Source organism: Xanthomonas hortorum (assembly GCF_011305375.1).
Taxonomy (GTDB): Bacteria; Pseudomonadota; Gammaproteobacteria; order Xanthomonadales; family Xanthomonadaceae; genus Xanthomonas; species Xanthomonas hortorum_E.
In genome coordinates this window covers 38,875-61,846 of record NZ_VCME01000020.1, presented here as the reverse complement: position 1 = coordinate 61,846, position 22,972 = coordinate 38,875, and the positions used below count along the sequence as shown (strand labels likewise).

Here is a 22,972-nt window from a genome sequence, read left to right as displayed (position 1 = left end):
AGCCCGGTGCGCCGCACTCCTGCAGTGGCAGGCGCAACGGAGGCAGGCACGCCATCAACCACCGCGCGGCATGAAAGCCGATGCGAAGCGGCGCAATGCGGTTTCCGGTGGCCGGGCCATGGGTGACGCACCACGTGGACCGGCGTCATTTATCATGGCCGATTGCTGTTTTGAAGGAATTGCGTTGATACGTTCCGCCCCACGCCCGATGCGCGCACTACTGTGGTTTTCCGTGGCGTTGCTTGCCGCTTGCAGCACCACCAACACCACTCACAAGCCGCTGCCGCCATCGGCAGACACTACTGGCAACACAAGTTACTGCATCGGGCGGCTTGCCGTGACGTCCAACATACCCCTGCATTTCCTGGGAAGTTCCGCGCAGTTTTATTGGGGCGACATCGACACCTACCGTGAAGACGCGGCCAGCTATGCGCAGCGCCTGCTGACCGCGCAAGCATCGGCCAGTGATGGCCGGGTACGCCAACTGATCAAGCCCGTAGAAACGCTGGCGCAGGACGATGGCAGGGTGATCGTCGCACGCGAGGAAGAAGCATTGCCGCTCGATCCAAATGTGGTACAGGTCACCGGCTTCGTCCATCGCGATGGCACGACCTTTCGCTTTCAGAAGAGTGCCATCAGCCGCCTGCAGGACATCACCGAGCGGCGCACCAAGGAAATCCTGGCCTCTATCACCAGCAGCGCATCGCCCTTCCCGCCAGCGACGCAGTCGCAGCAGGGGTTTTGCGTCATGCACGGCACTGTCAATTTGGCAGCCGGACATGACTGGCACGAAGCATCAAGGGTCGAGGGAGAATTCACCCTGCAGGAAAAGCGCTACCGTTTCAGTCTGCGTTCGCGCTACCTGCGCTCGCTGTCGTTGAACGCGCAGGAGGTGACAAATCAGCGCGATCTGCTGCTGGCACTGGCGGGCGCCATACCGGATTCCCGCCTGGTGCCGATCAGTGAACTGCCGGTCGCCGCCAGCAACCCATCGCAAGGCAGTGCCAGCCTGCTCGAGATGACGACAGCCGACGGCAAGCAGCAGGTCTATGAGTGGCACATGCCAGCTGCCAGTACAGCGCCCGGTACGCCGGCAACTTTTTTGTATATCTGGCCAGCATCCGGGCAAGCCTCAGCCCAGGACCAAGCCAATTTCACGCGCTGGATTGTTGCCCATCCGCAGCAGGCGACACCGCTGTTGCAGATAAAGCACATGGCCAGCGGCGGCGGACAGCAACAGGCAACGCCTGCAGCGGAGGAGAGCAGGCTCGTCTACCGGATGCAGCTGCATTACCCGGGCAACCAGTCTGCCGGCGGGCGCCATTATGTGATCTACAAGGATGGCCAGAAAGTCGATGAGGGATTCAGCGATGCCCATGGATTTACCAAGGCGCACAATGCCGATTACGACCAGATTTGGGGAACCACGGTGCTCAACAAATGAACACCTGCCTCAGCGCGGCGTACCTCTTTTTTACAGAATTCAGGCTGGAGAAGTTCGGTAAGCATCCAGGCAATCTATCTTCCTGAGGCCGTTGCTGAGGTAAGTGCCCAGCCAAGATGCACGGCCTCAACACGTTCACACGAGACAGGCACTGAAGTTAATCGCTGCGCAAATTTCTTCTATACCTGGCGAGATCGGAAAAAACATCAGTAAGCACCTCGATGTCATCCGCCTGGCTGCGAGCAAAGATGCCGACGTACTGGTCTTTCCCGAGCTTTCCCTCACTGGTTATAAACCGCGGCTGGCGGGGGCCCTAGCGGCGCACCCGACCGATCGGTGCTTTGATGAGTTTCAGGTATTAAGCAACCGACATGGCATGCTCATCGCCGTTGGCGCGCCGACGAAGGGGACGAAAGGTACCGAAATCAGCATGATTTGCTTCCAGCCGGGGTTGGAGCGCACCATCTACTCCAAGCAGCAGCTACATCTCGACGAATTGCCCTTTTTCACCCCCGCTACCGAGCAGCGTGTGCTCAGACACGCAGATCAGGTGCTGGCGCCTGCCATTTGCTACGAGTCACTGCAGGCAAGCCATGCAGAACAAGCTGCAGCGTCAGGTGCTGGCGTGTATCTGGCAAGCGTGGCCAAATCCGAGAGAGGCGTGACATCAGCCTACAGCCATTATCCGAAGATTGCAGAAAAGCATTCCATGACTGTCTTGATGGCGAACTGTGTAGGCCCCGCCGACACCTTCATAGGAGCGGGCCGGTCTGCCATCTGGAGCAGTGACGGTGACCTCGTTTGCAGCGCTGACGCCTTTCAGGAGGCATTGGTGGCGTACGACACGAGGGATGGAGAAGCGAGCGTCTTCAGATTGCCTTGAGGTCGGGCCAAGACCAACGAGAGGCGACCCTGTCTGTGCGGTGACACTCGGCAATCCCACTTGCCCGCTGCGTCAGCAGCTGCGCGAGGACATCCGCGGCGGCAGGTTCGGCTTGAACGCATTATCAGGAAGAAACGACCTGGGGGTATAAGCCCTTTGCGCTGTTGAGCTCAACGGCCAACTTCCCTACCTTGGACAGTAGCTTGCCGATATCCTGCTCAGGATCAGCGTAAAAATAATCGATGCAAAAGCGAAGTGACGCGCCAAACTGATCGCCGATGGGTGGAAGCGCGACGCTCCTGATCTGCATCGGCTCGCCCGCTCGCGCCGAATCGCGTACCCACCAGGAAATGAACTCGAGTGCCTTGAGGCCTTTCGGATCGCGCGTGATACCAAAGTTGACGGAGATGACAAGCTCGTTGTCCAAGCCTCCCTTTGTGCGCTTCAACGCGCCGAGCGGCAGATCGGCATACGGAAGAAGACCGAAGTCGCTTTCCGTGACATCAGAAAGATCCACCTTGTCCACCGCTGCATCGGTAATGCCGGGAATGGACGCAATGGCGTCTTGCAGTTCTTGTACTTCGGGCGGCATTGCAGCTCCAGACGAATTGACTCGAATGATCGTCGTCGAATCGCTGTTTGTCGTCAATTGCTCATGCTCTTGGGCCCACCAAAACGGGGACAGGCTGACTTTAATTTGATCTGACTCCGTTACGCTCAGCTGGCGGTCGCATCTGAGAAGTAGCCAACGCAACCAATGCCCACTGTTGAGAAGTATTTACCCTGCGGCTCTTCCATATCCGGACGCCACATAGCAAGCTCAAGCGCTGGGAACACATAGCTGTAACCCAACTCTTTGTCAAATGGATCGAAAGGAGTAACTGCAAGGAATTGCTCGACAAGTTTTGAAGCTGGCGTGCTAAATACATACTGGCCGAGGCAGAGAACCTCAAAGCCGCAATTCCGGGACAGTTCTATGAACTCTACGCTCGGCTCGATGCCCCCGTAAAACACCTGAAACCCATTGTGATGCCACGCGTCTGTGGGACAGGGAGACGTAGGAACTTTTCGAAAGCTAGTTGAAGGCGCCCCCATGACAGCATGAACTTCGGCGCGCGACATACCGAGTTTTACAAAGCCAGCACCAGCCAAGGGAAATATTTCAAGAACTTTCATAACACCGCACGTGTGAATTCAGCCAATTTGCAAAGCAATATTTGGCTTGAATGGATTGTTAGGAAGTGAGTCGCCGCAAAGATTACGGTATTGCAACCATGCTCTCAGCACTGCCGCCTGCACTGAGTGTGCCACAGCTTACAACACGTAGCTTGCCCCACAACGCACCGGCACCGAGGCGCCCGATTGGCAGCGACCAGCGCATATCTGGCCAATGAGAACGGGCTATCAAAGATCGATCACATCGTGCTGAGTACAGAGACAAGTTCTGTGCGGCAGGGCGAAAGCATATTTGTTATTCAAGGGGCGCTCGACAACCCTGCTTACCTGATGGCGCACATGAAAACAGGCGACGTCATCGCACGGCCAGTAGAGCAGTCATTGAGCCAGTTGCAGGCGCTTGGCCAGATGTACCGGCAACAGCAGGAACAGCAACAGCAACAGAAACCTTCGATTACTCCACCCCATCGAATGGTGTGAGGCCGCAGCCCCGCTCACCGGCGGCACACCAGACCAGACCCAACGAATGTGTACGCGTAGCCCACACGTTAGTCCGCGGGCGCCACACTGACGACCAGCTCGCCGTTGCGCATGCGGATGTGGAGTTTAATGCCGATGGTGAAGCCGAGTTGTTCCAGCCAGCGGCCGCGTAGGCACAGGGTGGGGATGCGTTGGTGGCTGGTGAGGTAATAGCCCTGGCCGACGGTGCAGTGTTACGGGGCACGTGGGTGAGTGGCGGCACCTTGGGGCAGATCTGGCGTTTGAGTTCAGCCGCCCCCAAGGAAGGTTTGCCTTGAAAGAATTTTTTGACGCGATATTGGATCTCTAGCGGGTTGGGTCATAGATATCCAAGCCTAAGGAAATACCTCTTTGTCCGAGCGCCAGCAGGGCTTTAGCGGAAAGTGGTAGACCATCATTCCTCCCGGCCATGAAGATGCCGCAGAACAGGTCGGGCTCATAGCGATTGCTCAAGTGGGCCCACACACTCAAGTCTTGGGTGAGCTGGTCCAGGATTTCGAAGATCTGTGCCTCAAGATCCTCAGGCTCGCGTCGCGTTGAAGTCAGTCTCCAGCTACCAGTCTTGGCAATACTCACTACGCCGCTCTTCGACTTAAGTTCTTGCCCCTTATGCTTGGAGGCTGTTGGGCTGCCCAAAAGCAACGCGCTGATCTCGTCAGGCACCAGATCGTCTCCAAAGAATCGGAGTGTTGCTACGGAATACTCGAGTGCTCCCATTGGGCTCCAATGTATGAGTTAAGCCGCACCGCGAAGCGGCGTCGGCTTGGATGAACTGTTAGGCGATGACCGCTTCATGCTTTAGCTGCCAGAACGCAATCTCGTAGTCTTCGATGCCACCGCCCGGGGCGGCCTTGTAGAACTCCACCACACATGGCGAGTTCGGGAACTGCAACGCGAGCTTGAATTGGTAGATCTCTTTTAGCGACTCACCCAGCAAGATCACCTTGTCTTCTGCGAGGTGCTCGTTGTCGTTGTAGTGAATATCGGCGATATGCAGATGGTTCATTACCCACTCAACGGACTTCCGCGTCGATCCGCTAGCGGCTTCCCAGGCGCGCAGGGACTCAATTGAGAAGCCTTCTCTAAAGATGTAACCCTCAAATTCCACGAAGCGCGGCCAGAACAGAGTCAAGTAGCCAGTAGCGAGGGCAAAATTTCCCATGCAGCCAACCCAGCTCTCCAGATCAATTCCCCGGCCGTCATTCCAGAGGCCAAGCTCGCTCTTCATGCTATCTGGAATGTTCATTGGCAGTGTCTGACCATCATTGAATCGCCTAAGCGCGGCACAACACGATCCTCGCTGAGTCGCTGAGGGCAGTCAATCGTTGCAAGCCTGTGAAACATGCTGCCTTTGCAGCAGTCCAGCTGCCCATCGCCATGTGCCATGGCCGCATCTTTGCAGCGACCTCCCCGTTACAACCAAGGACATGTGGCCTAACGATGCAAGCCGCTGGAATCTCAGAATGCCAACACTCGAAGGCAACTGGTGCGCGATCACTAGCTTCAAACCAACCTAACCGTCATCTTCGGCGGGCAGATACGACCTGCCCGGCTTTCGCTCCACCCGCTGCTCAAGCATCTCGCGCAAGGCATAGGCGGCATCGAAGATGGCTTGCCCCAACGTGGGCAGGGTCTGCGCCTCCAGGCACTCCGGTTTGCTCATGGCGATGACGTCGCCATGAGCGATGAGGGTGCGTAGCAGGCGGTCGAGCTGGTCGCGTTGGTCCAGCGTGAGATGCAAGACGACGGCGGGGTGCTCCATCTGTGTCCTCCTCTGCGCGGTGAGCGGGGAGCGCGCACGGTGTGGCGATTGGCGCGTTGCGCTCGGCGCGGGGCGTGCGGGTGCGTGCTGCACGTACGCGGCGCACCTGGTTAGTCCGTAGGTGCGACGCTGACGACCAGCTCGCCATCGCGCAGGCGGATGTGGAGTTTGCTGCCGATGGTGAAGCCCAGTTGTTCCAGCCAGCGGCCGCGTAGGCGTAGCGTGGGGATGCGTTGGTCGCTGGCGGGGTAGTAGCCGTAGCCGACGGTGCAGTGGTGCGGGGCACGCGGGTGGCCGGGACGCGGGGGGCGGGCTTCGGTGCGGGGTTGGGGGATGGGGGTGCGCTCAACGTAGGGCCGCGGCTTGATCGAGGGGTCGAGCGAGTGCCAGCCGATCTCGCGGGGTGGCGGCTCCGTGGCGCGCTTGCGTGCGGATGTGGGACGGGACGCGGGTCGACGCATGGCAAAGCCCTCCTTGACGAACAGGCCCCGCCGCCGGGTGGCGACGGGATGTCGGGAGGTTAGAAACCGAAGACAGACGGCGGGCGTATTTCCCCGAAGGGTGTTGTATTAGCCACCCTCCCGACGCAGGCAACGCGTCGGCTGCGCCCGCAGGAAGCTGCAGGCACAAAAAACCCACCGGGATTTCGGAGGTGGGTACCGCTGTCTTAGGAGTTTCTACGCTCCGTGGCCAAAAGACTGCTACGCGCTGCGTGACATGTCAACTGGCTGACGCTGGCAATCTGGAAAGCGTTGGTGGAAGATCCTTGCGTCAACGTTTGAAGCAGCAGGGTCAGAGTTGGATTGAACCTAGAGAGATTGCTACTCCAAGCGCATCCCCACCTTCCCGCAAATAGCTTTACGTTCCCTCGCTATCCATCACTATCGCGCCACTCAGATTCGGGCGCGGTAGTGCATGACACAGACGGCACGGGTGACAATTGACCAGCAGCGCGATGCCGCGTGAGTCGCAGGATCCCAATGACAAAAATTAGCTTCCGAAACCTGTTTCCCTTGCTGCTGCTTTCACTAGCGCTGCCAAGTGCATGTGCTCGCACACCCCATGAAGCAAAGCGGGATGCAGCCACGTCATCTGCTGCGACAGCGACGCCGCCCCCTCAAGAGAAGAGCAGAGGTACCGACAACGGTGCCGACATCGTCTCTGCGAATACTACTCTGCAAGAATTGCAGCGCCGGCTGCTGCGCTTCATTGATGGACTGACAGTGCCAGCGGATCTGGACTATCCCCAGATGGAGTCAGCACTTGGCATCAAGCTTGGACCACCGTCTGATCCGGCATACCCGTGGCGTGAAGTAAAGGAAGTTCCTCTGGTCGATGGCTATGAGCTCTACGCGACGCATCGCCCAACGAAAGATGGATTCTCGCGGATAGAGGTTGCAGTGACTCTACCTGACCATAGCAACCCCACGCGCGTGCCTACGTCGACCTGCATTTGGCAAGCAGAAGCACTCTCCAAAGCGCTCGAAGGGATGGGATACACGCGCGGCGGGCAGCGGCCTTTTCAGGGTGGATGGCTACGCCAGCATTGGCGCGCGATCAACGGCGGAAGTCAGATTTTTTCGGTCTCATTGCTTCTTTATCGAACCAATGAACAAGGCAGTCAACAAGAGTGCGTTTATAGCGTCAAGATCGATGGAGGCAAGCCATGAACCGGGTTGACCCACGTATCGAGCCTCTACTTGCCCAGATGGCAAAAGACCCTGCACTTCCTGCTGGTGCAGAGAACAGCATTCGCCAGACAATCGCCGAATCACCCTATCTGTCGAACCTGCTAGGTGATGCCATTGAGAAAGGTCGAATTGGCGCGATTGCTGTTTCGCATGGACAGAACAACGGCGGCCACTTCCAGGACGGCAAGGACGGCAAGGCGGGCACACTCAATATCAGTGAAGCAGCGTTCAAAGATTTCACAGGATCAGAGCGCATCGACTATCTGACTGAGGTCATGGGCCACGAAACAATGCATGGCGTGTTGGCCCAGCATCGTGCCGACGCCCTTGCCGAGTTCGGCAAGAGTATGGGTAACCGCATGCAGGAAGCCTACGACAATCGGGAGCATCAGGTCGACCTGACTGGCCCTACCCGTGTTTACCTGGATTCGACTCGCGCAGATGAAGCACTGTCGGAAATCTCGGGAATGCGTGCCCTGCATGATCGAATCAAACATCTGAACCCTGAGATGCCCGACAGTGTGGTTGAGAAGGAGTTGCTCGACCGGTCGAGTAATCGGTGTGTCGTGCGACAACCGAACGGCGCTCCGCAGTTTGCAGACGGACTGACCTACGATGCACTCACCAAGCACCCTTTTACCCGCAACGATGCGCTGACCAAATCGGTTGAGCACTGTTTTTACGACAGCAGTGGCACGCTAGGCCCACATGGCGATTCCGACTACCGCAACTACTATGGCGTCAATCCGATCAGTCACATCGCGCAAAACTACGCGCATCTGGCGCATGACCGCCAGCCTCCGGAAGTCCGCATCGATCTCAAATCCTTGGGCCTGGACCCAAGACAGCTGGAGCGCAACGGGCTGGACCTCGGGTCTGCGAAGACCTTCAACGTCGTTGACCTGGGCAAGGACGGCTATGGCATGGTCCAGCTGAAGGACACTGGCGCACGCGGCGTTATCTCTCCCAATCTTGCGACACAGAATGAGCCAAGCCGCACATTGAGCCCTGCAGAAGCGGGGCACCCGGACCATGCCATGCATCAGCAGATCCGAAGCAAAGTGGAACAGCTGGACGCCGCCAACGGCCGCACGTTTGACGCCACCAGTGAACGAATGACAGCCAGTCTGCTGACGCTAGCCAAAGACAATGGGCTAACCCGGGTGGATCACGTGCTGCTCAGCGAAAAGACCGAAGACTCGCCCGCTGCGCAGACCTTGTTTGTAGTGCAAGGCGATCCAAAGGATCCGGCCATGCTGCGCGCTCATATGCCGACGGCCGATGCAGCGCAGCGGCCTGTTCAAGAGAGCTTTACGCAATTGGAATCTGTCAACCAGCGGCTAGCGCACGAGCGCACGCAAGAAATAGCGATGGAACAGCAGCGCTCGCAGGAGCAACAACAGCGCGGCCCCGTTCCGTCGCTTTGAAGCGATGACGTGCCCGCACTTGTCATCATCAAAGGCCAGCAGCTCTTGATCAACAAGGAACGGCGCTGATTCCTAAGTGAATCTGACCCCGTTCTTCAAATTCAACTTACCTCATCTCCACTTATTAAAAAAATACTTTGATCCCTTACCTTTCTTCTCATCTGGTCGATTTATCTCAGGAAGTGAACCTGACCCCGCTTGTGCCCGACCCCACATCTAAACCCCGTTTCTGGCACTAACGTTTGAGATTAGAGGCGTCGTCCAGCTTGCCAGGCGACGTCGTCTCGATTGAACGGTTAGGCCTCAACCAGCGTGGCGATGACCTCTTGAATGAGAACTTCAAAAGCCGCTTTATATGGCTCCAACTGATTTTTTGTTGGCAAATATTCACTGCGGCGCATAACCAGATGTGTATGAAGATCGGCAATTGGACGCGCATCGTCGTTGAGGCGCGTCAGGATCGCTTTGATGCTGCGTCCTGATTGAGCAACGACCTGAGAAAATGTGTCGACACCAAATACGGTCGGAACGTGGTTGATACATGCGCGAATCAATAGTGCAGCGGAGATGAAGTTTGCTCGTGCGTAGGCATCATTGAGCTCTTCACAAATGCGCACCAACTTTGCCGGATCGAGGTTCGTGGCCGGGATTGCTTTGAGACGAAGTAGTACCTCTGGGCTTAGGAATGCACCATTCGTGGCAGCAATTGCCGAGTAGTTTGGGTCCCGCGCAGCCTCTCGAAGTGCGTCGATAGCGACGTATAGATCAGCCCGCAAGTCGTGCGCTTCCGAGATGTAGCTTGGTGAGGTGTTTAGCTCAGAGACCAAAAGTGAAAGATCTGGGTCACCGATTCGCTTCACCGCTGCAACGAACCTCTTCGCAGTATCTCGGAACGCCGCGCAGTACGCGTACTGTTTGTCTGGGTCATCGCTCGGACCGCACTCACCAAGAGGGAACTGATCGATCTGATCGGCAAGCTGGACAGCAAGTTCGAAAGCGGTAGTCATGAGGATTTCTGAGGCCTAACGCCTGAGTTAAGCCAACCCGCCAAGCGGGTTCGCCTTGGACAAATTGTTAGGCGGCCGCTTCATTGCGCGCCTCCCATGTGGCGAGAAGAAATGTTGCCATGGCACCCGAAAGGTTGACCGCCAGCTCCGCGTGCCTCGGGGCCGGCTTAGAACCTACCTTGCCCTTTCCGTGTGCATCGCTGAGACGATTTCGGAGCGAGCCAAGGCCCTCAACAACGGAAGTGCACCCTCCGAGCACTTGCTTGAAGACAGCCTCGGTATGCTGAGAAGGCGCCAGTTGGAGTGTCTCCGCCGTTAGCTTGTAAAGCTTCGGCAGATCTGTGCCATCGTCGTACGTAGTGCCAGCGGCATCAAGGATGTGCTTACACACTGACTCGATGAGTGTCCGGGCCGACGTGATAGCCCCCTCGGGGTCTGCTGCCCGCCGTTCGAGCGCCTTTGACCAGGCAGCCTGAACATGCGACGCATCAAACTTTTCTAGCTTTTCAGAAACAATTTGATCCGCTGGCGACAGCGGACCTCGCTCCAAAGTTTCAAGCAGCGGGTGGAACTCTCCCCAGATGAAGTCGCGGCGCTCGGCATAGGTCGAATACTTGAACTTTATAAACTGCCAGAATTGCGACAGGTTCCTGCAGGTTCGTATGAAACGCGGAATTAGAGGATCCAGAGCCTGGTTAGAGAGCAGCATCTGGCGCAGCCGAACAAACTCTGCATCGTCTTCGCTACCGCCTGTAGCCTGCGAGATAAGCAGGTTCTGAAGCGCTTCTGTTTGATTGAGTAGTTCGTGCACTGGTTCGGCCGCCTAACGTCTGAATTAAGCCGCGCCGCGAAGCGGCGTGGGCTTGAATGAATTGTTAGGGTGCGCCCTAGAACGTAACGAGCTCAGCGATTTTTGCAGCTACTTCGGACATCGAGTCTTCTGCAGTGTCAAGACCCGTTCTTGAAGCGAGCATTGGACTCACCTCGCGAAGCGCCCCGTATGTTGTCTTGTGAACGATAGGCACAAGTCGATTTCCAGCAAGCAGCGTTGAGAGCTCCTTGTCTGCGACACTTTCTTTTGGAAGACGTGCCAAAAGTGCCGGTGTCACAAGCACGAGGCCGACTTTGGAGTTGGCTAGGCCCTTATCAATTGCGCGCATCATAGGGACGCCAAGTCCAAGGTCCTTCTCACTGAACCAGACTTTTACCCCTGCAGCTTCGAGAAGGTCATGCAGTTCTTTCGCAGCTCCCTGACGATCATCCCAGGCGTGGCAAAGAAACACATCTCGTTTGTCTGGGTGCCGCGCGACCTGGACCTCCACAGCCTCGCGGACCGGTGTAAGTGATTGCACCTCGGTCGGTGTGTAGAGAATAGTCGATCCCGTCTTTGACCAGCGCGGCTTTGAGTTCTTGCGCCCACTGCCGCTGCTTGAGCTGGTATAGCTAGGGCTACTCGTTGACGGGTAGTAAGAACCGCCACTTCCGCTACTGTAACGCGAGCTGCTGCGGTAGCGACAGGCAGGACAAGCGGCTGCTGCCGCTGCTGAACTGTGACCACGAACTGGTGCCGTGCATCTAGCCATGAATCAGCCTTCCTTTTTTGTATAATATTCATCTACAGGACAATATTATTAAAGTCGCTCCGACACTTAATCAATCCTACATACAAATCATTTTCGGCTTGAATAAAATTTAGAGCACACCTTAGAAATTTAAGTACCGCTCAATGCGCCAGACGGTTCCGTCTTTAAAGCTTACATCGGCGAAGAGCAGGAACGACCCCCAGGCTCCCGTGTCTAATGCGAATGCTGTCAAATGATCTGAGACGACGCGAACAGGATTTTCAAAGGTCTCATGAAGGTGGTAGGTAATAGAATTAACCGTTCCTAGATCGATACCATCCGACTCGACCCAAATATTGAGTCGATAGTATATGCGACCATTTTTGTCCAGGGATTTTGCGCGGGTGTATCTGTGCAGCAAATAAATCTCATGAGGCGCGCCCGGGTCAGCTTGCGCCGGTGGGCTGGACGCAGGAAGTGCAGCAGCGGATGTGTCGGGAGGTAGTTTCGGTTGCGAAGAGCCAAGCTTTACCCCAAAAGCTTCAGCTGAGTCGCCCTTTTCCACGCGGTCGACCAAGGCGCCAAAAAGACGTGGAATATCTTTGCGCAGCCACCATAGAACAGCGCCTATGAAGACAGGCCAGATAAGTGCGGCGATGAGATCCATGGAACCTCCCTGTGCAGCCTAATGCTTGGATTAAATCACATTGCGAAACAACGTCGACTTGGATGAATTGTTAGGCACCTGATGCATCTGATACCTTTCTGTTCCAGTTAAAGCCCTCCTTTTCCTCTCCGCACTGTGTACAAACATACTCGCCGGTGTTGGAGCCAAGGCGATACTCCTTCTCAATGTGCGAGTGGTCGCAAGGCTTGTCTCCCCATGCCTGACGAAATTTTATGCGGCCAACATCTGCATACATACCCCGTCGATGCCTAACGCTGGAATTAAGCCGACTGGCGATGCCATCTCGGTGTGAATTAATTGCTAGGCCACGTCCCAAAGCCAGGCAGTTAACACTGATAGCGGTCACGGATATGATCGTTGTAGTAACTGCCTTTTGAGCCCGCATTGAGAAGCCCCTGAAACACGTGCGAGGGCACACCGCAGAAGTCGTATGTGTGGCCCTGCACGAATTGAATTTTCATACGCATACCAGCCGGGTCGTAGCCAATAGCGCTGATGGCTGACGAGGCTACGCGAATCATATCCATCGATTTTCCTATCGCTTGAATTAAGTGGGACCACATCGGGGCTGCTGTTTGAATCAATTGTCAGTACTAAGCTTCGTCATCTTGCTGCGGCGAGCTAGAAGCAACCGGAACATCAAGAGCAACGGAAACGCAAGTACAGCGGCTCGCAGGTGTAGCGTCGGCGTAACGCCCTCCTTCGGCCAGAAGCAAAGCCAGATCGCGAGTGCGGCAAGGCAGCACAGTGTCAGCATCAGCAATCGCTTGGCAGCGCGTAAGGAAAACGGCATTGCCAGCGCAGGAGCGGCCACCACCAGAAATCCAATTCCGCTGATCAATGCGCCCGTCTGTCCCTCACGTACCTGGCCTGCTGCAACCAGCGCCACCAGCAGTGCGCCTGTCGCCGCGAGCATGACGCCGGCAAGGCCGGCGAGCAGCTTCAGGAGTTTTTGATAGCGCATTCTTTGCGTCCTAGTTCTTGCATTACGCAGCACTTCCGAGTGGCGTTGGCTTGAGGCCTGCTAGGACTTGTGACGCCGATAGTGGTTGTTGGTACTGGTGCTGCGGTAGCTGCCACCCTTGTGCGAAGCACCGTGGCCTGCGCTGTAGTGACCGCCGTGACTGGTGGTGTGGTGCGTGCCGGCGGCCCTGACGCGCGCTTGCGCTGTTGGAGTAAACACACCGAGTGCGGCCACAGTCAGTGCCACGATGCTCCATGCCTTGCTCAACATTGTTTCTTCCCCCTGAAGAAATGTGTGGCTTTGCGGCTGCATTAAGTACTGCGTGCCTTGATCCTCGCCGAGTTTTTGGGTTGCGTCAATGTGCTTGCGCGGCTGATTGCTGGCTTTATCGGGTTTGCCCTCATCCGCCCTGCGGGCACCTTCTCCCGTGCGCGGGAGAAGGGCTTGGTTTATCGAGTTATTGGCTGTTTTTTGCGGTTGCCGGCGTAACCGGTGCGGGCAGAGCGAGATTATTGTTGAGTTCGGTAATCTCCGGCGCCTTGCTTTCGGCAACCACACGCAAATGCGCGGTTTTTAGATTTGCTGCGTTGGTCAGCGGCAGGCGTACCTGCGTGGTGATCGGATGCAGATCGCGTGGTGCCGCGAGTGCCGGGAACGCGGCTCTTGCCAGCTCCTTCCCACGCCCATCCTCCAACACCACAAATCCGGCCGGTGCATCGGCATGGCCGAGGCTGTGCACGGTCACTTCGATGGCATCGGCAGTCACACGCACGTCGCCGTGGCCGATGCCCAGGTCCGGGCGCAGTTCGACCGGGGTGGCGGCGGCGATGCGTTCGAGCCGCAGGACGGTGGTGCGGCCTGCGGGGAAGTCGACGTCGATGGCCGCGCTTTTTTCGAAAGCGACCTCTTGCGTCTTGGCGTTGCTGTCGAGCTTGCCGTCATTGGCTTTACTTACGCCTTGGGTGATGCGCCATTGGCCTGGAGCGACGTTCCAGCCGGTCATGCTGGCGCGCTGGTTTTTATTCGATGTATTGTAGGCGATGACGGTGAAGCGGTCTTGCTGGGGTGCGGGGATGGCGATGGCCACTTGGGTTGCGGCCTCTGGATCGTTGAAGCGCCAGCTGACGGTGTGGCCGGGGTAGGTCTGGTTGCGCTTGAGCGCCACGCCGCCCAGGCGTGCGCGTTGCAGGTTGACCGTTGGGGATTCCACGCGGTCGCTCCACCAGTGGCCTTCGGTGTTCATGTAGAAGTTCTGCAGTTTCTCGCGTGCCTCGCTGCGGTAAATGGCGGCGAGATACTCGAGGTTGCCGGTCTGCTCCCAGGCCACATGGTGCGGGAAGTCCGGGGCGCTGCCGTCTTCCTTGTTGGCGGCATCGATGAGCTTGCCGCTCCAGTCGCTGCGCTTGCCCATGACGTCGAGGAAGTTTTCGTTGAGCAGGGACAGGCCGTTGGGGCCGCTGTTGGCGACGCGGTAGTTCATCGGCTTGAGATAACGCGCTTCGCCGGTGAAGCGGTAGGCGGCCCAGAAGGTGTGCAAGGTATCGGCGCCGCCGCTGCCTTCGAACAGTTCGCCGCCGCGGGTTTTGCCGGTTTGCCAGTTGATCTCGTTGGGCAGGGCCCAGTTGCCCTTGGCGTTGGTGTAGGCGTGGGCGAGATAGCCGTCGGCTAATCCTGTGACGATGCGGCGGCTGTTGGGGTCGGCGTTATAGCCGCCCAGCAGGATGGCCGGGTGCACGATGGGGAAGGAGTACGGTTTTTGCCATTGCCAGTTGGGCTCGCGGTAGACCTTGCGGCCGCCGAACCAGTTGCTGGCAAACAGCAGGTGGCCTTGCGGGTTGACCTGGATGATGGTGTCGAAGGCCTTGACGGTTTGCATCAGGCGCTCGACGGTGCGCGGGTCGCCCCAGTTGAGGTACAGCAGGGCGCTGTTGAGGTTGATGCCCTCCTCGTAGGCATGCAGCTCGTCGGTCTCGATGGTGGACAGGCCGTTGGTGAACATGCCGTTGCGGTAGTTTGCATCGGACAGCGCCAGCATGGAGGCGTTGAGCATGTCCGGGTCCACGCCCATCAGGGCGACGCCGGGCCATTGCTGCACCAGGTCCGAATCGTCGGAGATGCCACCGCCGAAATCGCCGTAGGCCACCTGGCGCTGCTCGATCCACCAGCGGATGTAGCGGCGGGTGGCGCTGAGGTCTTGCAGCTGCCAGAACGCCCAGGCGGGCACACCCTTGGGCACAGCCGGCATGTCTACGGGCAGCGCGCCCTGGTTGGCGTAGCTGATGTCGTTCCAGTACTGGCGGCCGAGGGCGTGGTCCGGGTCGACGCGCAGCAGGTCGGTGATGTCGGCGTCCAGGCGCTTGTAGAGCAGCTGGCGCTTGGAGGTGGTGTGTTCTTCCACCAGGAAGCCCCAGTTGTCCTTGACCTGATTGAAGCGGTCGGCAACGTGCTCTTTGATGGCCTCGTTGCGCGGCTTGAACACCAGCTGCAGCTGGGTGCCGTCGAGTGCGTTGGCGTTGAAGCCGGGCGCGGCGGCGGCGATGCTGAGCATCAGGCTGTCGTTGCTGAGGATTCTGTCGCGCAGGTCCAGCCACAGGGTGCGGGCCTGGCCGGGGGCGACCGCGACCGAGACATCGATCATGTCGCGCGCGGGCCAGATGGGGTCCTTGATGCGGATGTTGAGCGGGATGCTGCCGTTGTGGGTGGCCGGCAGGTTGAGCGCGGGCAGGGTGATGGCGATGCCGTCCAGGCCGTCGTGCATATTCTCCCAGCCGTAGGACCAGCTGCGCATCAGCGCCTGGTCCGGCGGCGGGTTGCCCAGGCTGGACGGCACCAGGATGTGCACGATGGGCTGCTGCGCGGTGCCGGCGGTCTTGTCGCTGGGGCGCTTGCGCGCCGGTGCCTTGGTGGGCAGGGCGACAACGGTCTGGCGCTCGCCTGGCGGGTAGCGGCCGGCGATGACATCGCGCAAGGGCGCGAGGTTGTCGTAGTCGGGCTGGATGTCGCTGCGCACGGTGTAGCTGAGTTGCGCGCTGCCTTTGGGTACCTCGCCCGGTTGCACGTTGTAGGCCCAGATTTCCTGGATGGGGGTTTCCTGCGCGGTGTTGGCAAAGCGCAGCGTGCCGCCGCGGCGCTCGGGGAACTGGTCCACGCTGCGCACCACGCCTTGCTTGCGGTCGAACAGTGGCTGCGCCTGCGCGGTGCTTGCACCGGCGGCAGCGGGCGCGGCGTAGCTGGCCTGCCCGTAGGCGGCGCCGCGTAGCTCGATGCGGTTGACCGGTTCGTCCGGCAGGGTGAGGTCCAGCGCCTTGCCGCCTTCGACGTAGGTGTTCCAGTCCGGCAGCTGGAAGTAGTCGTCGCGCCCGGGCAGGCGCGAGCGGTTGTAGACGCCGGGCCAGGTGGTTTCGGCGATGCCGTCGGTGGCCTTCCACATCCATTGTTTGAGATCGCGCGCATCGGCGAACTCCACCTTGCGGATGCGGGTGATGGGTGCGCTCAGCAGCGGCGGTGCGTGGCCGTTGTCCCAGCCAAAGCGGTGCAGGAAGGCGGCGTGTTGCGATGCAGATGTGGCCGGCTCGGCGCTGGCGGGCTCCTGCAGGCGCGCCAGTGCGGCGGCGCCGCTGGCGTCGAGCATGCGGTCGTAGATGCGGATCTCGTCGAAGTCGCTGCCGCGCAAAAAGTTGTAGCGGCTCTGCACCTGGTGCGGCGACATCACACGGCCGGCCAGGCCGAACTGGTCCAGCGCGGCGTCGAAGTCGAGTGCGCCGCCGTTGACGCAGGGCGCACCGCAGTCCACGCGTGCGGCTTCCTTGCCATCGACATACAGGCGCACGCCGCGGGTTTCGTCCCAGGCAAAGGCGATATGGGTCCAGTCACTGGCGGCCGGATTCTTGTCGAGCTTGAAGGAGACGCGGGTGCGCGCGAGGTTGGCGTCGGTAACGAAGGCATCGAAGCCATGGCCGTTCCAGTCGATGCGCAGCCAGGCCATGTCCCAGCTGGTGTGGTCGGCATAGCCGACGCGGAAGATCACGAACGGCGCCTCGCCCACCGGGTAGCGCGCGCGCCAGAAGAAGCTCAGCGTGCCGCGCTGGGTATAGAGATTGCCGGGCGCATTCCACGACAGCACGCCGTCGTCGGCCCATTCGATGGCGTTGCCGCGTTTGCCGGTGGGCACCAGCGCGATCTTGTCGCGGAAGTTGGGCACGCGATCACCGCGGGCCACATCGGCCTCCAGGCTGCGATCGGCCGAGACCCGGAACAACAACTCCGGGGCCGTGGGGGTCGCCGCACTTGCCGGCAGCGCGATCAGACACAACAAACCCATCCAAACCTTCAGCACACGCACCTCGTCTGTTTCAAACCCACTGCCGCACCGCATGGGCGACAGACACTGCAACGTGCCACCGCAACGCGGCACGCGGTGCACGGTGGGCAGCGAGCAAGCGGGCCGGCACATACGAGAGTACATGCCGTGCCTGCGTGCTGCGCGCGCCAGCATGCGCCGCGTGCGGTGGTGCGATGGCTGCGTCCACTACAGCCCGTTTGCGGCCTTCCACTTGGGGATCTCATCCTTCAACAACTTGTCCGGCCAGGTGCCATGCCAGGCATAGCCCACGCGGCGTTCGTTGGGCACCTGCATGTAGTCGGTCAAGGCCTTGCCGTCGCGGTTGGCATACAAGGGGCGTTGATTCTGCAGGTCGTAGAAGCGGGCCCACAGCGATGCACCGGGTTGCGCAATCAGGATCACGTCCTTGCCGGTTTCCTGGGTGGGGTCGTCGATTTTCTTGGTGGCCAGATCGCGCATGCGGTGGGTGTCGAACCAGACACCGGCCGCTTGCACCGCGGTCTTGATCTTGGCCGAGGGGTTGGGCTGGCGCATCAGAAACCGCACGATGCTCACCGACTCGCTGGACGACAACGAGGCCAGTTCATACGCACGCGCCTTGGCCGGCTTGAGCGTGACCTCGTCGTATTGCGCGCCCCACACAGTGAGCGTGCCGCCGATCTTGACCTGGGTGGCGAGCACGCATTCCAGACCCTTGGCCACTGCCTGCACTGCGCGTGCGCCGTGGCTGCTGCGCAGTTGCGCGCCGGTGTCGCCCTTGCCCTCGCCGATGTCCTGCAGCAGGTTGAGCACGCGCACCATGGCATCGTCGTTGTAGGTGATCTGATGGTGGTAGGACGACAGGTCCGGATAGAACTGCGGCCAGCCGCCGTTGGCGTATTGCGCCTTGAGCAGGTAGTCCACGCCACGGCGTGCGGCGGCGATGTACTTGGCGTTCTTTTCGTTCTTGAAGGCGGTGGACAGGTACGTGATTTCGTACGTGGTCGCCTTGTTGTCGATGGTGGCGTCGTCCTTGCGCCCGGGCTGTTGCAGCTCGGCGATTTCGGCAGCGGTAAAGGTGCGCGTGTAATCCACCGCCACGCCCTTGTACTGTTTGGACCAACCGCCGGAGGCGGTCTGCAGCAGCAACATGTTGTCGGCGATCTTGTCGGCCATGGCCGACAGCGGTGCGAGCAGCAACGCGGTGGTGAATGCGATTGTCGATAAGCGGATCATCAGAACGGCCTCCAGCTGCCCAGGATGGTGTTGCGGTCCAGCGCGGCGGCCTGCGCAGCGGTGAGCTGGCGCGACCACTTCACGCGGCGCGACGGGTTGGCGCCGTTGCCGCTGCTCTGGTATTCGCTGTAGCGGGCAGTGGCCTCGTTGGCGGCGTTGCCCCAGTTGTTCCAGCCCTCGGGCAGGATGTGTGCGCCCAGCTGGCTGCTGATGAAGCTGACGCTGGCATACGGCCGCCACGGGCGCCCCAGGTGCACGCGCGAGACGCCGCTGGCAGCGGTGACGCGGGCATTGCGGAATACGAAGCCGCGCGCGCTTTCCTGCGGGGTGGAGGCGGCGGTGAGATAGCCATCGCCCAGCGAGTGCAGTTGCACGTTTTCGAACAAGGCGGTGCCGGCGCCGAACACGAAGTCCACAGTGCCTTCGACATAGCAGTCGAGGAAATACGACAGCTTGGCGCCGCGCAGATACAGCGTGTCTTGATAACCGAGGAAGCGCACATTGCGGAACGCCGCGCGATCGCCATCCACGCGCACCGCCACCGCCTGCCCGACCGGGCCTGCGTGATTGCCGAGGGCAAGTTTTTCGGCAGTGAAGTCGTTGCCGGCGATGATGACGCTGGACGAGCCGGAGGTGCCGTACTCGGTGCCGGTGGCCGGATTGATGCGCGAGGCGTAGTTGTCGTAAGTGATGATGGTCTGGGTGGGGCCGGCGCCGGTGAGCTTGAGCGCCGGTGCGTTGGACGGCACTACGATCAGTTCCTGGTAGGTGCCGGCGCCGATGTTGATCTGCGCGCGTTTGCCGCCCTGTACTGCGGCGTCGATGGCGGCCTGTACGGTGCGGTAGCCGGCGCTGCCCTGCTTGGCCACGGTGTAGACCGGGTCGGCGGCGATGGCGGCGTTGCTGCCGAGCGAGAGGCCCGCCAGCAAGGCGGCGGCAGCGAGAGTACGTAACACGATCCTGCGATGCGGTTGCATGCGTTGCTCCTGTCAGAACTTGTAGCGCGCGCCGATGTAGTACTGGCGCCCGGTGACGGTGTACTTGTCGGGCAGTTCCAGCGTGGAATCGACGTAGCGGCGGTCGGGGGTGTCGAGCAGGTTGATGGCCTCAAACGTCAGCGACAGGTGGTCGTTGAGCTTGTAGGACATGTTGAAATCCACGTTTTCCACGCTGTATTTGCCGGTCACATCGGCCGTGACCAGACGCCTGCCGTCCAGGTCGTAGACGTCTTCCTGGGCGAGGATGTTGTTGATGTAGCCATCGCGATAACTGGTGGACACGCGCGCACTGAAGCGGCCGTCGTCGTAATAGACGGTGGCGTTGTAGGACTGCGGCGAGAGGTTGAGCAGATCGCGCTCGGTGGCGGTAGTGGTGATGCTGGTGTTGCTGCTGCCTGCGGTACTGAACAGGTAATTGATCTTGGAATCGACCTGGGTGTAGTTGAGCTGGATGCCGAAGTTGCGCCAGAAGCCGGGCAAAAAATCGAAGGCCTGCTGGTAGGTCAGCTCGAAGCCCTTGAGCGGGCCGCCGGGCGTGTTGAAGTAGCTCTGCACATTGAAGATGGTGTCTGGGGTAAAGCCGGCGGGCAGCAGATCCAGCGAGTAGCCCATCGCCTCCCAGGTGCTGAGCACGCGGGTGCGCTGCACGTAGCTGTCGATGTCCTTGTAGAACACCGCCGCCGACAACAGCGAGCCTTCGCGGAAATACCATTCGGCGCTGAGGTCGTAGTTGGTGGAGCGGAACGGGTCGAGCTTGGGGTTGCCCAGATTGATCGAGAAAAACCGCCCGTCGTCGAAGAACTGGGTGGGCCCGCCGCTGACGCTGGGCGACAGATACGCCAGCGTGGGGCGCGCCATGGTCTTGGCCGCACCGAAGCGCAGCACCACCTCGTCGCTGACATCCCAGGACAGATTCAACGAGGGCAGGATGTCGCGGTAATTGTGGTTGACAGTGGTGGGCACCAGCAGGCGCTCGCCGGCCGCAGCGGTAGCGCTGGCCACACCGAAGAACGACTCGCACGCAGGCGAAATCGCACCGGCCGCAGTGGCCGTGCACGGCGCATAACCGCTGGCGGCGATCTGCGTCTGCACATAGCGCACGCCCAGGTTGCCGCGCAGCGCGCGGCCCCACAGGTCGGTATTGAAATCGAGCTGCAGGTAGGTGCCCAGGCTCTTTTCGTTGACCGCAAAATTGTTGTTGGACGAGCCGAAATGGCCGACATCGGCCAGGCGGTAATCGCCACCGGGCACGCCGGTATCGCAATTGCAATTGATGTTGAGCAGGTCGGCGACTTTCTGGAAATCCGGAATCACCCAGGTGGTGGGGAAGCTGCCGTTCAAGCTGCGGCCGAAGCCATCCAGATTGGTGCTCAGCTCATTCACACCGACGCCGGCCGGCAGTGCCTGCGCCAGTCGCCCGTAGGAGATGTTGCGCGACTCCGACGTGTCCATGTCGTAGTTCTTGTAGGCCAGCCCGGTGCGGAAGGTGAAGGTGGGGCTGATGTTGAATTCCAGATCCACCTTGGCGGTGTCGAAGGTGTTGTTCACCGACTGCGGGTTGAGCCGCACCTCGCTGATGTTGGTGCCGCGCGCGGTGCCGTTGCTGTTGACCGGCACTGCGCCATAGCCCAGCCATTGCCAGTTGTTGGGGTTACCCGCATCGAACGGGAAACTCATGCTCGGGTAGTCGCCACCGTTGCGCCGGTCGAGCACAAAACCATCGAGATTGGTGTTGTCGAAACTCACCATCGAGAACTCGGGGCGCTCGTAGTCCGAGGTCGAGTGGCCGACCAACGCGTTGACGCGCACCTGGTCGTTGAAGCGGTGCTGCAGGTCCAGACTGAATTGCTTGAACTCGGTGGATTCTTCGATGTTGCTGGATTCGGTGCGGAAGTCGACGTTGTCGAACACGCCGTAGGTGAGGCGGTTCTGGTCGTCAACCTGCGCCTCGCGCACGGCGATCTGGGTCTTGCCGCCGAAGTTGGCGGTGCGGTGCAGGTTGGCGCCGACCGAGTCTTCGCGCTGGTCCTTGTCCAGCTTGGAATACAGCATGTCGAAGTTCAGCAGGGTGTCGTCGCTGACCTTGAATTGCAGCGCGCCGGTAACGCCCAGCCGTTTGATCTCGTGATCGGTGCGGATATAGCGCGGGTAGCGCGGAATCCACGCGTCGGTGGCGGTTTCGTAGGCCTGAATGTTCTCCGGCGTGTTGGCCGGGCGTGCGATGCCGGTGCCGCAATTGGCGGCGCTGATGCCGTAGCTGCCCCAGCCGTTGTTGCGGTCCTGGTTGGCCTGCGAGCCGACCCCAGCCGGGGTTTCGTTGGCCAGCGGGTTGCGCGGGGTCTGCGGGTTGTAGCCCACTGGCGAACAGAAGCCGTAGGTGCCGTTGTTGGTGGCGGTGCTCTGGTTGGAGTTGCGGTAGTTGCCGTGCTCCCAGCGCACCGGGTTGTAGCCTTCTTCGCGCAAGTGGCGCTCGCTGTAGGACACCGACATCAATGCGCCAACGCGGCCATCGGCCCAGATGTTGCTGATCAGGCCGGAGAAACGCGGGTCCTTTTCGCGCGAGAGGTCGTTGTAGCCGTATTGCGTGGAGGCGGCCGCTTCGAAGCCGTCGAAGTCGAACGGGCGCGAGCCGCGCAGATCGACGGTGGCGCCGAGCGAGCCTTCATCCATCTGCGCCGATTGGGTCTTGCTGATGGTGACGCGGCTGAAGAGTTCGGAGGCAAAGGTATTGAAGTCGAAGCCGCGGCTGCGGTTGACGCCATCGCTGCCGCTGCCGGCGGTGGCCAACGCCTCAAGGCCGTTGATGCGCACGCGGGTGAAGTCCGAGCCCAGGCCGCGCACGGAGATCTGCTTGCCCTCGCCGCCCTCGCGGTCGATGGAGACGCCGGCGATGCGCTGCATCGATTCGGCCAGGTTCAGATCGGGAAACTTGCCGATGTCTTCGGCATAGATCGCATCCACCTGCTCCACGCTGTAGCGCTTGGCATCCAGCGATTGCTGCAGGCTTTCGCGGTAGGTGGCCTTGACCTGCACGCGGTCCAGGTCGACCGCATCGGTGGGCGTGGCCGGCGGGCCGACGGTTTGCGCGGTAGCGCTCACACCGTGCAAGGCCAGGACGATGGCCACCGACAGACGCGCGGCGGACAGGCAGGCGCCTGCCGCATGGGCAGGACGACACGAACGGGCTTGCATGAGGCGGCTCTCTCCCTGGCACTGGCTGCAATGACGCGCTCAGCCCCCCAAGGCCATGGCGTCGCAATGAGCGACCAACACACCTGATGCGCAACCGCGCAC

21 protein-coding genes and 2 pseudogenes are annotated in these 22,972 nt (G+C 60.0%); 5 read left to right on the top strand and 18 right to left on the bottom strand.

The features are described from left to right. Nucleotides 1–70 precede the first annotated feature (70 nt). Entirely contained in the window at nucleotides 71–1,444 is a 1,374-nt protein-coding gene (locus FFY45_RS17080; RefSeq protein ID WP_255172018.1) for a hypothetical protein, read from the top strand. Between the two features lie 103 nt (nucleotides 1,445–1,547). Continuing rightward, entirely contained in the window at nucleotides 1,548–2,327 is a 780-nt protein-coding gene (locus FFY45_RS17075; RefSeq protein ID WP_343204112.1) for a carbon-nitrogen hydrolase family protein, read from the top strand. Nucleotides 2,328–2,451: 124 nt separating this feature from the next. On the opposite strand, the gene FFY45_RS17070 is transcribed toward FFY45_RS17075, so the two are convergent. Continuing rightward, nucleotides 2,452–2,919, bottom strand: a complete 468-nt coding sequence (locus tag FFY45_RS17070; RefSeq protein WP_255172017.1) for a hypothetical protein — start codon at nucleotides 2,917–2,919, stop codon at nucleotides 2,452–2,454. Nucleotides 2,920–3,044: 125 nt separating this feature from the next. Continuing rightward, nucleotides 3,045–3,503 carry a hypothetical protein gene (locus FFY45_RS17065; RefSeq protein ID WP_176341323.1) on the bottom strand — a complete coding sequence of 153 codons (459 nt, stop codon included), beginning with the start codon at nucleotides 3,501–3,503 and terminating at the stop codon, nucleotides 3,045–3,047. Nucleotides 3,504–3,683: 180 nt separating this feature from the next. Between FFY45_RS17065 and FFY45_RS17060 the strand changes: the two are divergent. Further along, a pseudogene (locus FFY45_RS17060) lies at nucleotides 3,684–3,983 on the top strand (XVIPCD domain-containing protein); the annotation flags it as partial. Nucleotides 3,984–4,051: 68 nt separating this feature from the next. Here the strand turns inward: FFY45_RS17060 and FFY45_RS17055 are convergent. The 5 genes and pseudogenes from FFY45_RS17055 to FFY45_RS17035 form a co-directional block, all read right to left on the bottom strand. Continuing rightward, nucleotides 4,052–4,231: pseudogene (locus FFY45_RS17055) on the bottom strand (SymE family type I addiction module toxin); the annotation flags it as partial. A gap of 97 nt (nucleotides 4,232–4,328) precedes the next feature. After that, the gene (locus tag FFY45_RS17050; protein WP_176341322.1) at nucleotides 4,329–4,739 is read right to left on the bottom strand and encodes a DUF4279 domain-containing protein; all 411 of its coding nucleotides are present in this window, start codon (nucleotides 4,737–4,739) and stop codon (nucleotides 4,329–4,331) included. Nucleotides 4,740–4,797: 58 nt separating this feature from the next. Then, entirely contained in the window at nucleotides 4,798–5,268 is a 471-nt protein-coding gene (locus FFY45_RS17045) for a hypothetical protein (RefSeq protein WP_176341321.1), read from the bottom strand. Between the two features lie 267 nt (nucleotides 5,269–5,535). After that, entirely contained in the window at nucleotides 5,536–5,784 is a 249-nt protein-coding gene (locus FFY45_RS17040) for a hypothetical protein (protein ID WP_176341320.1), read from the bottom strand. Between the two features lie 110 nt (nucleotides 5,785–5,894). After that, nucleotides 5,895–6,245: a SymE family type I addiction module toxin gene (locus FFY45_RS17035; protein WP_176341319.1), complete on the bottom strand. Its 351-nt coding sequence runs from the start codon at nucleotides 6,243–6,245 to the stop codon at nucleotides 5,895–5,897. A 519-nt stretch (nucleotides 6,246–6,764) separates the two neighbouring features. On the opposite strand from FFY45_RS17035, the gene FFY45_RS17030 reads away from it, so the two are divergent. Further along, complete coding sequence (locus FFY45_RS17030) at nucleotides 6,765–7,454, top strand: hypothetical protein (protein ID WP_168959226.1); 690 nt, start codon at nucleotides 6,765–6,767, stop codon at nucleotides 7,452–7,454. Next, nucleotides 7,451–8,902 (top strand): XVIPCD domain-containing protein, encoded by a 1,452-nt coding sequence (locus FFY45_RS17025; RefSeq protein ID WP_168959225.1) that lies wholly within the window; start codon nucleotides 7,451–7,453, stop codon nucleotides 8,900–8,902. The genes FFY45_RS17030 and FFY45_RS17025 overlap by 4 nt, the downstream gene beginning before the upstream one ends. A 296-nt stretch (nucleotides 8,903–9,198) precedes the next feature. Here FFY45_RS17025 and FFY45_RS17020 read toward each other — a convergent pair whose 3' ends face one another. The 11 genes from FFY45_RS17020 to FFY45_RS16970 form a co-directional block, all read right to left on the bottom strand. Then, nucleotides 9,199–9,909, bottom strand: coding sequence for a hypothetical protein (locus FFY45_RS17020; RefSeq protein WP_168959224.1), 711 nt, complete (start codon nucleotides 9,907–9,909; stop codon nucleotides 9,199–9,201). Between the two features lie 67 nt (nucleotides 9,910–9,976). Then, a complete protein-coding gene (locus tag FFY45_RS17015; RefSeq protein ID WP_168959223.1) occupies nucleotides 9,977–10,720 on the bottom strand; it encodes an abortive infection family protein in 744 nt (247 codons plus the stop codon). Between the two features lie 76 nt (nucleotides 10,721–10,796). Then, nucleotides 10,797–11,492: a toll/interleukin-1 receptor domain-containing protein gene (locus tag FFY45_RS17010; RefSeq protein ID WP_176341318.1), complete on the bottom strand. Its 696-nt coding sequence runs from the start codon at nucleotides 11,490–11,492 to the stop codon at nucleotides 10,797–10,799. A gap of 121 nt (nucleotides 11,493–11,613) precedes the next feature. After that, nucleotides 11,614–12,138, bottom strand: a complete 525-nt coding sequence (locus FFY45_RS17005; RefSeq protein ID WP_168959222.1) for a pYEATS domain-containing protein — start codon at nucleotides 12,136–12,138, stop codon at nucleotides 11,614–11,616. A gap of 347 nt (nucleotides 12,139–12,485) precedes the next feature. Continuing rightward, nucleotides 12,486–12,686 carry a KTSC domain-containing protein gene (locus FFY45_RS17000; RefSeq protein WP_059030905.1) on the bottom strand — a complete coding sequence of 67 codons (201 nt, stop codon included), beginning with the start codon at nucleotides 12,684–12,686 and terminating at the stop codon, nucleotides 12,486–12,488. A gap of 53 nt (nucleotides 12,687–12,739) precedes the next feature. Then, nucleotides 12,740–13,123 (bottom strand): hypothetical protein, encoded by a 384-nt coding sequence (locus FFY45_RS22205; RefSeq protein ID WP_233366597.1) that lies wholly within the window; start codon nucleotides 13,121–13,123, stop codon nucleotides 12,740–12,742. A 60-nt stretch (nucleotides 13,124–13,183) separates the two neighbouring features. Then, nucleotides 13,184–13,393: a hypothetical protein gene (locus FFY45_RS16990; RefSeq protein ID WP_168959220.1), complete on the bottom strand. Its 210-nt coding sequence runs from the start codon at nucleotides 13,391–13,393 to the stop codon at nucleotides 13,184–13,186. 187 nt (nucleotides 13,394–13,580) lie between these two features. Beyond that, on the bottom strand, nucleotides 13,581–17,444 hold the full coding sequence (locus FFY45_RS16985) for a LamG-like jellyroll fold domain-containing protein (RefSeq protein ID WP_176341361.1): 3,864 nt from the start codon (nucleotides 17,442–17,444) through the stop codon (nucleotides 13,581–13,583). Between the two features lie 207 nt (nucleotides 17,445–17,651). After that, complete coding sequence (gene pelA / locus FFY45_RS16980; RefSeq protein ID WP_176341317.1) at nucleotides 17,652–18,680, bottom strand: pectate lyase; 1,029 nt, start codon at nucleotides 18,678–18,680, stop codon at nucleotides 17,652–17,654. Continuing rightward, complete coding sequence (locus FFY45_RS16975) at nucleotides 18,680–19,657, bottom strand: pectinesterase family protein (protein ID WP_176341316.1); 978 nt, start codon at nucleotides 19,655–19,657, stop codon at nucleotides 18,680–18,682. Before FFY45_RS16975 ends, pelA begins: the two co-directional genes overlap by 1 nt. Before the next feature lie 12 nt (nucleotides 19,658–19,669). After that, a complete protein-coding gene (locus FFY45_RS16970) occupies nucleotides 19,670–22,870 on the bottom strand; it encodes a TonB-dependent receptor (protein ID WP_176341315.1) in 3,201 nt (1,066 codons plus the stop codon). Between the last annotated feature and the right edge of the window lie 102 nt (nucleotides 22,871–22,972).

What these genes read in the sequence shown, in the direction of transcription:
- FFY45_RS17080 (WP_255172018.1), top strand. Translation starts at nt 71, where the DNA reads ATGAAAGCCGATGCGAAGCGGCGCAATGCGGTTTCCGGTGGCCGGGCC.
- FFY45_RS17070 (WP_255172017.1), bottom strand. Translation starts at nt 2,919, where the DNA reads ATGCCGCCCGAAGTACAAGAACTGCAAGACGCCATTGCGTCCATTCCC.
- FFY45_RS17065 (WP_176341323.1), bottom strand. Translation starts at nt 3,503, where the DNA reads ATGAAAGTTCTTGAAATATTTCCCTTGGCTGGTGCTGGCTTTGTAAAA.
- FFY45_RS17050 (WP_176341322.1), bottom strand. Translation starts at nt 4,739, where the DNA reads ATGGGAGCACTCGAGTATTCCGTAGCAACACTCCGATTCTTTGGAGAC.
- FFY45_RS17045 (WP_176341321.1), bottom strand. Translation starts at nt 5,268, where the DNA reads ATGAACATTCCAGATAGCATGAAGAGCGAGCTTGGCCTCTGGAATGAC.
- FFY45_RS17040 (WP_176341320.1), bottom strand. Translation starts at nt 5,784, where the DNA reads ATGGAGCACCCCGCCGTCGTCTTGCATCTCACGCTGGACCAACGCGAC.
- FFY45_RS17035 (WP_176341319.1), bottom strand. Translation starts at nt 6,245, where the DNA reads ATGCGTCGACCCGCGTCCCGTCCCACATCCGCACGCAAGCGCGCCACG.
- FFY45_RS17030 (WP_168959226.1), top strand. Translation starts at nt 6,765, where the DNA reads ATGACAAAAATTAGCTTCCGAAACCTGTTTCCCTTGCTGCTGCTTTCA.
- FFY45_RS17025 (WP_168959225.1), top strand. Translation starts at nt 7,451, where the DNA reads ATGAACCGGGTTGACCCACGTATCGAGCCTCTACTTGCCCAGATGGCA.
- FFY45_RS17020 (WP_168959224.1), bottom strand. Translation starts at nt 9,909, where the DNA reads ATGACTACCGCTTTCGAACTTGCTGTCCAGCTTGCCGATCAGATCGAT.
- FFY45_RS17010 (WP_176341318.1), bottom strand. Translation starts at nt 11,492, where the DNA reads ATGGCTAGATGCACGGCACCAGTTCGTGGTCACAGTTCAGCAGCGGCA.
- FFY45_RS17005 (WP_168959222.1), bottom strand. Translation starts at nt 12,138, where the DNA reads ATGGATCTCATCGCCGCACTTATCTGGCCTGTCTTCATAGGCGCTGTT.
- FFY45_RS17000 (WP_059030905.1), bottom strand. Translation starts at nt 12,686, where the DNA reads ATGGATATGATTCGCGTAGCCTCGTCAGCCATCAGCGCTATTGGCTAC.
- FFY45_RS22205 (WP_233366597.1), bottom strand. Translation starts at nt 13,123, where the DNA reads ATGCGCTATCAAAAACTCCTGAAGCTGCTCGCCGGCCTTGCCGGCGTC.
- FFY45_RS16990 (WP_168959220.1), bottom strand. Translation starts at nt 13,393, where the DNA reads ATGTTGAGCAAGGCATGGAGCATCGTGGCACTGACTGTGGCCGCACTC.
- FFY45_RS16985 (WP_176341361.1), bottom strand. Translation starts at nt 17,444, where the DNA reads ATGGGTTTGTTGTGTCTGATCGCGCTGCCGGCAAGTGCGGCGACCCCC.
- pelA (WP_176341317.1), bottom strand. Translation starts at nt 18,680, where the DNA reads ATGATCCGCTTATCGACAATCGCATTCACCACCGCGTTGCTGCTCGCA.
- FFY45_RS16975 (WP_176341316.1), bottom strand. Translation starts at nt 19,657, where the DNA reads ATGCAACCGCATCGCAGGATCGTGTTACGTACTCTCGCTGCCGCCGCC.
- FFY45_RS16970 (WP_176341315.1), bottom strand. Translation starts at nt 22,870, where the DNA reads ATGCAAGCCCGTTCGTGTCGTCCTGCCCATGCGGCAGGCGCCTGCCTG.